General features: G+C 40.7%; 11 protein-coding genes and 2 pseudogenes. 4 read left to right on the plus strand and 9 right to left on the minus strand.

Going from position 1 to position 12,150, the window contains the following annotated elements; translation table 11 throughout:
* The first annotated feature begins 6 nt into the window (after positions 1–6).
* Both BS333_RS03465 and BS333_RS03470 read left to right on the plus strand, forming a co-directional pair.
* Positions 7–558, plus strand: a complete 552-nt coding sequence (locus tag BS333_RS03465; RefSeq protein WP_021711790.1) for an SUKH-3 domain-containing protein — start codon at positions 7–9, stop codon at positions 556–558.
* A gap of 282 nt (positions 559–840) precedes the next feature.
* Positions 841–1,296 (plus strand): annotated as a pseudogene (locus tag BS333_RS03470) (IS6 family transposase); the annotation flags it as partial.
* Between the two features lie 685 nt (positions 1,297–1,981).
* Here BS333_RS03470 and BS333_RS03480 read toward each other — a convergent pair.
* The 4 genes and pseudogenes from BS333_RS03480 to BS333_RS03500 all read right to left on the minus strand — a co-directional run.
* Positions 1,982–2,227 carry a hypothetical protein gene (locus tag BS333_RS03480; RefSeq protein ID WP_021711787.1) on the minus strand — a complete coding sequence of 82 codons (246 nt, stop codon included), beginning with the start codon at positions 2,225–2,227 and terminating at the stop codon, positions 1,982–1,984.
* Positions 2,228–2,389: 162 nt separating this feature from the next.
* The gene (locus BS333_RS03485) at positions 2,390–3,010 is read right to left on the minus strand and encodes a hypothetical protein (RefSeq protein WP_021711786.1); all 621 of its coding nucleotides are present in this window, start codon (positions 3,008–3,010) and stop codon (positions 2,390–2,392) included.
* A 221-nt stretch (positions 3,011–3,231) separates the two neighbouring features.
* Positions 3,232–4,041 (minus strand): DUF2167 domain-containing protein, encoded by an 810-nt coding sequence (locus tag BS333_RS03490; RefSeq protein WP_033004531.1) that lies wholly within the window; start codon positions 4,039–4,041, stop codon positions 3,232–3,234.
* A gap of 640 nt (positions 4,042–4,681) precedes the next feature.
* Positions 4,682–4,840, minus strand: a pseudogene (locus BS333_RS03500) (IS6 family transposase); the annotation flags it as partial.
* A gap of 174 nt (positions 4,841–5,014) precedes the next feature.
* Here BS333_RS03500 and gmhB point away from each other — a divergent pair.
* Positions 5,015–5,566: a D-glycero-beta-D-manno-heptose 1,7-bisphosphate 7-phosphatase gene (gene gmhB / locus BS333_RS03505; protein WP_021711784.1), complete on the plus strand. Its 552-nt coding sequence runs from the start codon at positions 5,015–5,017 to the stop codon at positions 5,564–5,566.
* A gap of 126 nt (positions 5,567–5,692) precedes the next feature.
* Here the strand turns inward: gmhB and BS333_RS03510 are convergent, their stop codons facing one another.
* A complete protein-coding gene (locus BS333_RS03510) occupies positions 5,693–6,295 on the minus strand; it encodes a YitT family protein (protein WP_033004524.1) in 603 nt (200 codons plus the stop codon).
* Between the two features lie 343 nt (positions 6,296–6,638).
* Here BS333_RS03510 and glyA point away from each other — a divergent pair, with 343 nt between their 5' ends.
* Positions 6,639–7,889, plus strand: coding sequence for a serine hydroxymethyltransferase (gene glyA / locus BS333_RS03515; protein ID WP_021711782.1), 1,251 nt, complete (start codon positions 6,639–6,641; stop codon positions 7,887–7,889).
* Positions 7,890–8,686: 797 nt separating this feature from the next.
* Here the strand turns inward: glyA and lipA are convergent.
* The 4 genes from lipA to BS333_RS03535 all read right to left on the minus strand — a co-directional run bounded on the left by lipA (position 8,687) and on the right by BS333_RS03535 (position 12,072).
* A complete protein-coding gene (gene lipA, locus BS333_RS03520) occupies positions 8,687–9,652 on the minus strand; it encodes a lipoyl synthase (RefSeq protein ID WP_033004278.1) in 966 nt (321 codons plus the stop codon).
* Positions 9,649–10,311: a lipoyl(octanoyl) transferase LipB gene (gene lipB / locus BS333_RS03525; RefSeq protein ID WP_021711105.1), complete on the minus strand. Its 663-nt coding sequence runs from the start codon at positions 10,309–10,311 to the stop codon at positions 9,649–9,651. Before lipB ends, lipA begins: the two co-directional genes overlap by 4 nt.
* A gap of 176 nt (positions 10,312–10,487) precedes the next feature.
* A complete protein-coding gene (ybeD, locus tag BS333_RS03530) occupies positions 10,488–10,766 on the minus strand; it encodes a DUF493 family protein YbeD (protein WP_021711104.1) in 279 nt (92 codons plus the stop codon).
* A gap of 127 nt (positions 10,767–10,893) precedes the next feature.
* Positions 10,894–12,072, minus strand: coding sequence for a serine hydrolase (locus BS333_RS03535; RefSeq protein ID WP_033004283.1), 1,179 nt, complete (start codon positions 12,070–12,072; stop codon positions 10,894–10,896).
* Positions 12,073–12,150 lie beyond the last annotated feature (78 nt).

Genomic DNA, 12,150 nt, shown 5'->3' on the forward strand with positions numbered 1-12,150 from the left:
TAAATAATGCAACAAAAAACTAAAGAATATCTCACCTCCATGGGTTGGAGTAGTGAACGTATGGTTGAGCTACCTGAAGAATATGCAGCGTATTCAATCAATGATAATGCCAAAAGCATATTAAGAAATATATATGGACTCACTCTAATTAGTAAGACTGGTCAGAAGAGGATTTTACGTCTAACGAGTAGGAATTTTGATTGCTCAAAAAGAGATGTTCAGGAAATGATTGAGGATTATAAACTCCCTTTAGATTTATACCCAATTGGCTCGTTATCTGAATTAGGAAGTTATTTATATATAGATAAACATGGGGGGTTTTATTACTTAGATGGACAACTAATATTTTTGGGTTCAAATTTAGATGAGTTTATTGAAACGATGGTTTTCAATGAGAGGGATATGATCGGGATTGACGAGCCTGATCCTTGCTATTGTTTCAACTATCCAGAGGGCGTTGAAAGCAAATTAACCCCCTCGCAAAGGTTAACGTATTACAATTCGACAACACCGGCCCCCTGGTTATATGACATCGAATTAGGTCTTATTCCGCTGTAAATCGCTTTTTTAAAAAGTAAAGTTATATCTGGGGTGTTCTTATGAGCACCTCATTTTTATTCTCTGGTTAATAATGTTTCCAGAGCCTGTGTCTCTACACTACACATCGACCTATGTCTTGATGAGTATCGTCACAGCCTAAACAGGACATTTTCGCTTTGTTATAACACTGTCGGTGCGCATTAATATAATTATGTTAAATAAATTCGTTGAGCGGGGCTTGTTGCAAAAACCTCGCAGTCAGCCAGATTTTAACTATGATTCATCACTGAGCAATGCGTTATGGCCAAGTCTGAATTCAAATGGCGACATTTCACCCCTGAACTGATCTTATGGTGTGTGCGGTGGTATGGCACTACCGCGATGAGCCACGCAAACCTCAGTGATATGCTGGCCGAACGCGGTGTATTCGTGAATCGCTCCACGATTTATCGTTGGTTTATCCACTATGAGCCTATCCTACATAAGAAGTTACGCCGTTGTCAGTTCACTCGTATCGATTCTTCCTGACAACTTGATGAAACTTACGTCAGGGTGAAAGGCAAATGGCATTATCTCTATCGAGCCATCAATAAACGTGGGGAAACGGTGTATTTCTTCTTTTCTCATAAGCGTAATAAAGAGGCCGCTTATCAATTTCTCAAACGCTGCTTACGTCGCTACAAACCCTCCTTTCATCCCAACGCATTGAATACTGACAAACATTCGTCTTATGGGAACACCATTGATCGTCTCAAGGGGCTTGTTGCAACAAGCCCAAACATGGAGTTTCCATGTCTGGCCTATAATATTATTTACTATTCACTTTTGGTTGAATAGCATTCACATTTAGCGCTTCCGTATTGCTATGTAAAACAAACGCTAGACCCAATGTTATAAGAAAGAAAACAAAGCTAGATGCTAAACTTTTGAACGTTTCTTTAAGGTTTGTAAAACCGTAACTGATCCCTTTTAAAATAAGAACCATTGATATAGAACAAGAGATACATATAGAAAAGAACAATAAATAACCTAAAAATGTCATTATACTCATTTAATCACACACCCATCGTGAACAATCGGATCCATAAGTTTTGATACCTTCAGTTGAAAATTGAAGATACCCAAGTGGCACTTCTTCCCATATCGCCACCGACAGGGCTTTTTGCAAAAATTGTCTGGTACGTTTTGGAGTTGATCTTGTAAGTTCCAGTTCTCAGGCTTCTCCTTCGAATAAAACCAAGGGCTTCCTTTTTCTAGCCATTTTTTCCTGTAATTATTGGCACTATTAAAAGTTCGGTCTTCGTATCCAAATTCAATTTCACAACAATCGCCTTCAATATCTTTGGAATTTACGCATAAAAAGAGGTGCTCAATTAGGCACTTCAAAAACATCTTCAATTTTTGCAACAAGCCCCCTCAGAGGGGTGTTTCCGCTTTTACATTAACCCCACATCCCTAAGACGGCAGCAACTGCCCAAAAAATTGAAATCCCAACTAATGATAAAACCACCACAATTAACAGAATTATTTTAGATAATTTCTCCTTAAAGACAATTACTTCATTATATATAAGAAAAATATATACATATATTGGAGCAAGAGCAATGAATACTATAGAACCAAAAAGGCCAATACTATTCACAACATCAGCAACCAAAAGTAAAAATAAACCAATTATACTATCCATATCCTCACTATCATCTGAATCTATTAATTACATTTGAGTTAACAGGCCCCAAAATCAAATTATCAGGTTTATTGTTAATCCCACCGAATAGTCCACTCCCACCCCCAACAGTTTTGATGGGCTTGTTGCAACAAGCCCAATTCAATTCCACAACAATCGCATTTAATATGCAAATTTTAGAGGTTTATATTTCAATTTATCAGCTAAGCTAGGCCAATTGTTACTTATATATTTTTTGGCATCATACTGATTATTAATGACGTTTACATTATATGTTGAACCTCCAAAAGGCTTTACAGTACGAACAACCTTAAGTTGTCCAGTATTGATAACCTCTCCTGCATTAACTTCAAAATAAGCTACGCCGACTTGTTTGCCATTATTCGTCCAATATCCTGCTGGACAATACTCTGCCTCTGGTTCTTCGTATACACAACGTACGACAACATATCTTCCTGGTTTAAGAAGGTAGGCATGAAGGTCGTGTGGTTCTTCACCGCTAATACCTGGAATGATAGCTCCGGGGTATGTTGCAAACTCCCACTCAGAACTTAAAACAAGTTCACGGTGGCTTTTATTACCATCAATCTGGTTAAAAGCCACTAACATAGTTCCACTGGTATCACCAAATAACCTATGAGCCTCTGCTTTTGCATCAATCAAAACAATTGCCTTATCTTTAGGGAATGGTACAGAAATTTTATCGCTGCCTGCTTGGCGGTATACCTGACTACTACAGCCTGAAATAATTGTTAATAGTGCAATAAAGCATAATTTATACATAAATCTCTTTTCCTTTATTTAATTAAATATACGTGCTTGTTGTAAAAAGTTCACAACCCGCCATTCTAAATTAAATCTTTAATAGATTTGAAATAAGGTGACCAAATGGACACATCAGAGGGATGTTTTCGATTTTACATTAACCCCATATCCCTAAGATGACACTACCGCGAGGATATCTGGACTAAATAGTACAGTAGCCCCAGTAATTAACCTCACTGCTATTTGTCTTTTTTGAATAGTTTATTTTTTAACCAAACCACAGGCAGGAATATAAGAAACCATAGTTTTTTTCCGAAAGCGAGTAAGAGAGCTCCAATAGCTAATCCACCTTTGCCTGCAACCTTTCCTGTGATCAATTTGTACATCAAAGCACCAGCTCCAAAGGCTGCAACCGTATCAGTCTCTGGAACAAAGTCTTTATAGGTATGGCCTTTTTCATACTCTAGCTGTTCTAGAATCGGCGCTAAATTATCTTCCGCTGATATAAATTGCTCTTGAGATCCTACCCAAGTGATTTGACTATAACCTTCTCTAGATAATTTCAATGCTCTTGCATTAACTATTTTCTCATTCTCACTAGTGTGCGCCCTTATAGCATAATACATCGTTGCTTCTTTCTTGTTTAATGTTGGTTTCTCTGCCCATCCATCAATAAAGAGAAGCGCACCTTTCCTATGCTTATTATCATCCTCTGTACTATCGATAAGCTCTTGAAGTAAATCATTGCTATCAATACTTTCTTCCCAATCATCCATTTTTATAAAGCCAGGTCTGCTTTCTGTTATAATAAACCTGCTTAAATCTTGGTTAAAAAGAACTGCATTTGGAGAGCTAGGAACTCCATTAATTTCTTCTTCTAAAATTGCTGCGTCATCACCTCTAACCAAAGACTGCCCAGTCTTAACTAGGATCGTTGCGTCTTGATTTGGTACGTCATATGTACCTTCATATTCCCAGTTAAGGTTATCGAGTGGATTGGCAAATACCGAGCTTGCGATTAGCACTAATCCAATGGCCATGTATTTCATTTTTTTCAATGTTATTACCTTAAAATTATTTTTTAGATGATGAAGACGGTGGAAAGAAGGTAGTTTTTACCGCTCTCAGTCTCCCGATTACTGTAAATCGTAACGGGTTTGTCTGCGAACCTTGCAGCAAATAGTACACTTGCATACGTTTCGTAATTCGAGTCAGATTCATTTAAATAGGCCCAAGTATTTTCATTTCCACAAAGAGGCTTATTTCCTTTTATAGTAACTCTAAAGCCGTAATTTTCACCATTGTTTAGCAGCGTAGGAAAAAATAAGAACACAAGTCACAAGTAAGTAACGCATATTTATTTCCTTATGGATTATTTTTAGTTGTTCTTTAATAGGGTTAAAATCCTATTATTTTATTAGAAATAGAAATGTATTTAAACTGCTCTACTATATATTAAAATATAACATTAATTAACTTTTAAATATAAAAATAATTATATTATTTAAAGGTACATTTATTAAAATAAAAGCAATTTTTCTTTATATTAATTATAGAACCATTTTTCTCTGATTTGACACGCCGACCTTTTAATCATTGCAAACATGATTAGTAGATTTCGACCTATGTCATTAGGATATACTTCTAGATCATAGTCTTAAACGGCTTGAAAAACACAGTTGTCATCACTTAAATGGCAGTGTTCATAATGTCATAACTTAAATGGCGGCTCTCCTGCACTCTCAACTTAGGCTCATCACGACGTAACCAAAAATCAAACTGGCCTTTATTCAACATCCTTATCCCCTCAAAACCTTGAATCGTTGACCAAGCCCTCTCAGACAACTTTCTCCTTGTAAAAGTTAAGAAGGAGTCCGCTATGACGCTTCGTTGCTTCTCTGAATTCGACTCGTAACATCATTCTGAATTAAGTATATGGAGTCACTTGGATATAATCAGATCGTGCTGAAGTGAATAAGGTATGTAATAATCTATTCAAACCGAGCTAATAGAGAATACATTTTGGCAAAACCTGCTGTTTTTATCGATCGTGATGGGGTGATCAATGTCGATCACGGTTATGTACATGATGAACATGATTTTGAGTATATCGAAGGCGTGTTTGAAGCGGCAAAAGCGTTGAAAGATCTTGGGTATTTACTTGTTCTAGTGACTAACCAGTCTGGTATCGCTCGTGGCAAGTTCAGTGAAGAGCGTTTTTTATCTTTGACTCAATGGATGGACTGGAACTTTGTAGACAACGGCGTAGAGCTTGATGGGATTTATTACTGCCCACATCATCCCGAACATGGCATTGGTGAATACAAGCAAGATTGCGATTGCCGTAAGCCAAAGCCTGGAATGTTTATCACTGCCCGTGATTTCTTGAAAATTGATATGGCTAAATCAGTGATGATTGGTGATAAAGCCGAAGATATGATGGCTGCTGAGGCCGCGGGAGTGGGTACTAAAATCTTGGTACGCACGGGTAAGCCAATTACCTCTCAAGGTGAACAGCTTGCCAGTGTGGTGCTGGACAGTATCGCGGACGTGCCGAACTATCTCGCTCAATGATATTTTTGAGACACTATACCCAGCACCTTGAATTGGCTGGGCATAAGTGTCTCTGACTCAAGCATCCTGAGGTCACTTGGGTATAGTTAGCTTTAAGCTGAACTGAACGCTTGTTACTTGCTTAACTCATACGCCATAAGTAACCGAATAGCGGTTAGGCTTATGGTTCATGGCCAGAACAAGGTTGAGGGCCAAGGCACCTAAAATTGATAATGCAATCGCTTCAGGTGTCACGAAGAAGCAAGAAGCAAACAAAATACAGGCATCGATAGTCATCTGAGTTTTGCCAACAGAGATTCCGAACTTGTCTTGAATGAAAAGGCATAACACATTGAAGCCGCCCAAACTTGAGCGGTGACGAAATAGAATCAACATCCCCAATCCCATTAATAAGCCACCCGCTAACGCACAGTAGACATTATTAATTGACTCTAAGGAGATCAGTAACGAGAAATGATCAGTCATTACCGATACTAATGCCCCTGATATCGCACTGTTGAACGCAAAACGACGACCAAACCTTTTCCACGCAAGTAGGTAAAAAGGGCAATTGACCAAAAAGTACAGCAAACCAAAGCTAAAAGGGGTAAATTGGCTGATAAGCAAAGCCAATCCAGTTGTTCCACCAGTGAGAAGATCTGCAGACTGGAGAAAAAAGACACCTTGAGCAACTAAAAAAGTGCCGGTTAAAATTGCTATCCAGTCTTCTTTGCGTGAATGTATTTCCATGTATTTTCTATCAGGGTCGGTAATAAATCGGGCGGGCATAGTAGTAAAAAGATGATCTTTTCGGTAGTAAAAGGGTAGAATTTACAGCATATCGCTGTAATTTTAGCTTTACACAGTGTAAAGCAAATAATTGACACAATCGTTTTTACTCGCGACCAGTCTTTGGTGATGATTTATTTTAAATGGCGCAATGAAAAAACTGCATGAGAAAATAGTAAATTTCTCTTTATGACCAAGATCAAATTATGTAGAATGCGCGCCATTAGAGTGACGAAAACGTTTGCGTTGGTCGTTATTTGGTTTTTTTGTAACTTTCAGTATTAATCTGAGTCAGGAGATACAGATGCTTAAGCGTGATATGAACATTGCAGATTACGATGCGGAACTGTTCGCAGCCATTCAGGAAGAGACTCTTCGTCAAGAAGAACATATTGAGCTCATCGCCTCTGAAAACTACACAAGCCCACGTGTGATGGAAGCACAAGGCTCTCAGCTAACGAATAAATACGCAGAGGGTTACCCAGGTAAGCGTTACTATGGTGGTTGTGAGTATGTAGATAAAGCGGAATCACTGGCTATTGATCGTGCATGCCAACTATTTGGTTGTGAATATGCTAACGTTCAACCTCACTCAGGTTCACAAGCTAACAGTGCAGTTTACATGGCGCTATTGAATCCAGGTGATACGGTTCTCGGTATGAGCCTTGCACATGGTGGTCACCTAACGCACGGTTCTCCAGTTAACTTTTCTGGTAAACATTACAACATCATTCCTTACGGTATCGATGAAGCGGGCCAAATTAACTACGACGAGATGGAGCAACTTGCTCTTGAACACAAACCTAAGATGATCATCGGTGGTTTTTCAGCATACTCGCAAATCGTAGACTGGAAAAAAATGCGTGAAATCGCGGATAAAGTTGGCGCTTACTTATTCGTCGATATGGCTCACGTTGCTGGTTTGATCGCAGCGGGAGAGTACCCAACACCAGTACCGCATGCACATGTTGTCACAACAACAACACATAAAACGCTAGCAGGCCCTCGTGGTGGTCTGATCCTGTCTAATGCAGGTGAAGATATGTACAAGAAGTTGAACTCAGCAGTATTCCCTGGTGGTCAAGGCGGTCCTCTAATGCACGTTATCGCTGGTAAAGCGGTTGCGTTCAAAGAAGCAATGGAACCTGAATTCAAAGCTTACCAAGCTCGCGTTGTAAAAAATGCCAAAGCAATGGTAGGTCAATTCCAAGAGCGTGGTTACAAGGTGGTGTCTAACGGTACTGAAAACCACTTATTCCTTGTTGACCTAATCGACAAAGATATTACGGGTAAAGACGCGGATGCAGCTCTTGGTGCAGCAAATATCACAGTCAACAAGAACTCTGTTCCTAACGATCCACGCAGTCCATTTGTGACGTCTGGTATCCGTATCGGTACCCCTGCGATCACTCGTCGTGGTTTTACCGAGGAAGATTCAAAAGACTTAGCTAACTGGATGTGTGATGTGCTAGATAACCTCGGCAATGAGGAAGTGATCGAAGCGACTAAGCAGAAAGTACTAGAAATCTGTAAGCGTCTGCCAGTTTACGCCTAGTTCTCTGTGTAAATTCGCTTGCTTGCAACAGGCTGACTCGTTTTATTTCTGCGATTCAGTCTGATAATTTGATTGAAGAAAGGTCCTCACTTGAGGACCTTTTTGTTTTTCTAGAATGAGGAACCTATTGTTAATGCTATTACTAATAGCGCGCTGAAATGAGATTTCTGATATCGCTTAAGCTCTTTGGAATGACGCACTTTGGTTTCTGAGAAATAGGTTATCATGTGGAGGCTTGGGAGAATTTGAGTGGAAAACGAAAGAGGTTATTAGACTCTGAAGATACTTTGAATTTACTCAAGAGCCCAACTTCGTCATTCCCTACAAGCGAGGAACGAGCGGGATAGGGAATCTCTTGTTGTCACTGTTGCTTTATACCCAAGTGACTTCAAGATGTTTGATTCAGAGCGAGGTCACTGAGTCGAATTCAAGGAAGACAACGAAGCGGAATAGCAGGCTCTTTCTCATTTTTGTAAGAAGAACGGTTGTCTGACGCAAGAAGTCGGCTCAGTGACACGCTCCCAAAGGGCGAGCGGCCTTAACTCTCAGACTTTGTTAACGATTCTCAATGTAGAGCCACTATATCTTCGAATCGTTGCCGCGCCTGAGAGTTAAGGTCATCTCGCTGAACGCAGCATCTTGAGGTTACTTGGGTATATATTGCTTAGGCTTTTCGGAATGAGGCATTTTTAGTTCTGAGAAACCGGCTTATTGTCCGAATGATGGTGTTTTATGTCCGACGGAAACAAGAAAGGTTAGCACTGTGCCAACCTTTCCTTATCAAAACAAGCGAGTGCTTATTTAATTTCGATACCTTGAGCCTGCATGTCGGCATGGTATGAAGAGCGAACGAATGGACCACACGCTGCATGGGTGAAGCCAAGCTCTAGTGCAATTTCTTTGAGTTCATCAAACTCAGAAGGTGGTACATAACGTTCTACCGGTAGGTGGTGACGGCTTGGTGCTAAGTACTGACCTAGAGTGAGCATTGTCACACCATGAGCACGAAGATCTTTCAGCACTTCAACAATTTCTTCTTTTGTTTCACCAAGCCCCATCATTAGACCTGACTTAGTTGGAACGTTTGGATGCTGTTCTTTGAACTTTTGTAGCAGTTGCAGTGACCACTTGTAGTTTGCACCTGGGCGAGCCTTACGATACAGACGAGGTGCTGTTTCTAGGTTGTGGTTGAATACATCTGGTGGATTGTCTTTCATGAGTTCAAGCGCCACATCCATACGACCACGGAAGTCAGGGACCAGAGTCTCAATCTTGATGTTTGGATTCAGCTCGCGAATTTCTCGGTTACAATTGGCGAAGTGTTCAGCGCCGCCATCACGTAAGTCATCTCGGTCTACTGACGTGATAACCACGTACTTGAGTTTCATATCTGCAATTGTTTTAGCCAGCTTTTTAGGCTCTTCGGCTTCAACAGGCAGTGGTCGGCCATGGGCAACGTCACAGAAAGGGCAACGACGTGTACAGATAGCACCTAAGATCATGAAAGTGGCAGTGCCGTGGTTAAAGCATTCCGCTAGGTTAGGGCATGACGCTTCTTCACAGACTGAGTGAAGGTTATTTTTACGCATTGCCGCTTTAATATCTTGAATGCGTTGGCTATCGGCAGGAAGCTTGATTTTCATCCAATCAGGCTTGCGTAGCACTTCTTTCTGCTCTGTTGGCATGTTCTTTACTGGAATCAATGCCATCTTGTCGGCGTCACGATATTTAACGCCTTTTTCCATCTGGATTGGTTTGCTCATGCTTTATTACCTTGAGAAGGTGCTTCTGTGCTAAATTCTACTTGCTTATAATCAAGCAAAGTAACGAGTTCTTGTATTAGTTGTTCTTCTACGAGGTGGAGGTTGTCAGGTCCACCGACTTGGCTTATCTGCACCATTTCCATGCCTTCATAGCCACAAGGATTGATACGCAGAAATGGCGCTAAATCCATATTGACGTTTAATGCAAGACCATGAAAAGAGCAACCTTTACGAATACGTAGGCCAAGAGAGCATATTTTTTTGCCATCAACATAAACACCTGGTGCATCGGGACGAGCTGCAGAGTCGATATCATATGCTTTTAGTGTATTGATCACGATGTTCTCAATATGAGTCACGAGATCGCGCACACCGAAGTTTTTACGGCGCAGGTTGATCAAAAAGTATGCGACCAACTGGCCAGGACCATGGTAGGTAACTTGCCCACCGCGATCACTTTGTACAACAGGAATATCCCCAGTATTTAGAAGGTGTTCAGCTTTACCTGCTTGACCCTGAGTAAAAACGGGGTTGTGTTCTACTAACCATACTTCATCTAGAGTGTCTTCTGTACGTTGATCAGTAAACTCATGCATCGCCTTCCATACTGGCTCATAATCTTGGCGTCCAAGTCGTTTAACAACAAGTTGGTGTTGCATGGAAATTCCTGTCACTAATAAATAAAGTGATTGGATTATAAACCGGATGTCCTTGATGCTCTACAGTTGAGCAACAGATTTTTAACGGAAAAGTGAAATAGGTTAAATTATCTTACTGATAAATAAAAAGAAAGCAGCCGAAGCTGCTTTCAAAAAAATTTTAACCTATCAAAAAATTACAGAACCATACGAACGATGTCGATTTCACCTAACTCTTTGTAAAGTGTCTCAACTTGCTCAATAGAGGTCGCTGTGATGTTAATGGATAGTGAATGGTAGTTACCTTTGGCGCTTGGTTTGATTGTTGGGCTGTAGTTGCCCGGAGCATGGCGCTGGATAACTTCTAGAACAAGCTCTGGAAGTTCAGGTTTAGCATGACCCATGACCTTGTATGTAAATGAACAAGGAAACTCAAGCAGGTCTTTCAATTTTGCATCTGAGTTGATGGTTAGCATATCGTTAACTCCAGTAAGAATATGATGTAATCCGGCATAGTACCGCCAAATAAGTGTGAACTCAAGACTCAAAAGCCGCCCAGAATCGGCGGCTTTTGTAGGATGAGTTGGAGTTCGAGTCTAAATATTAAAAGAAGCTCTTAAACAACAACACGATGTAATCCCACATACGGCTGAACAAGCTGCCTTCTTCGACCGTTTCAAGAGCTAAAAGAGGGTACTCTGCAATATCTTTGCCGTCTACTTGATAGTATAGCTTACCAACAACATCACCCTTACTGATCGGTGCTTCGAGTTCTTTTTCAAGAATAAAGCTTGCCTCTAAGTTCTTCGCTTCGCCTCGTGGCAAGGTGACAAAAGTATCTTGGTCAAGACCTAATGCTACAGTGTCTTTGTTACCTTTCCAGATTTTTTCTTCTACGAAGGTTTCGCCGGCTTTATGTGGCGCAACCGTTTCAAAGAAGCGGAAGCCATAGCTCAATAGCTTTTTACTTTCTGACTTACGCGCATTCGCATCTTTTGTTCCCATTACGACAGCAACAAGACGCATTTTTCCTTCGGTAGCAGAGCTGACTAGGCTATAGCCTGCATTGCTTGTGTGACCGGTTTTGATCCCGTCAACGTTCATGCTTTTATCCCAAAGAAGACCGTTACGGTTGTATTGGGTAATGCCGTTGTAGGTGAACTTTTTATCGGAATAGATACGATACTCGTCAGGCACATCACGAATTAAGGCTTTGCCAAGCAGCGCCATATCGTAAGGTGTTGAGTAAAGGTTCGGGTTATCTAGGCCATGAACATTAGCAAAGTGGGTGTTTTCCATGCCAATGGTGTTCGCCCAAGCATTCATCAAATCAACAAATGCATCTTCAGAGCCCGCGATGTGTTCAGCCATAGCGACACAGGCATCGTTACCTGACTGAATGATGATGCCACGGTTAAGATCTTTTACTTTTACCGTTGTGCCAACTTCAATAAACATTTTTGAAGAGTCTGGGAAGTTTTTTGCCCAAGCATTTTGACTGATGGTGACGTCATCATCTTCTGAAATATTGCCACGTGCAAGCTCTTGGCCGATGACGTAGCTGGTCATCATTTTAGTGAGGCTAGCTGGAGATAACTTAGTGTTCATCTCTTTTTCAGCTAGGACTTTACCAGAGTTGTAATCCATTAACACGAAGCCTTTTGCCGCAATTTGAGGGGCATCTGGAACAACGCTTGGTGAAGAAAGAGCAGGTTGAGCGAAGGTTGCAGAAAGGGCAACCGAAGTCATGAGAGTCGCTCTCAAAAGAGTATTTTTAGTCATGGTCATTTAAATTTTTTGGGTTAACTGGCGATATCTTAACAGAATCCAAAGCGATATAAGAGAGTGGAAGCTGAATAG

The sequence above is a fragment of the Vibrio azureus genome (assembly GCF_002849855.1).
Classification (GTDB): Bacteria; Pseudomonadota; Gammaproteobacteria; order Enterobacterales; family Vibrionaceae; genus Vibrio; species Vibrio azureus.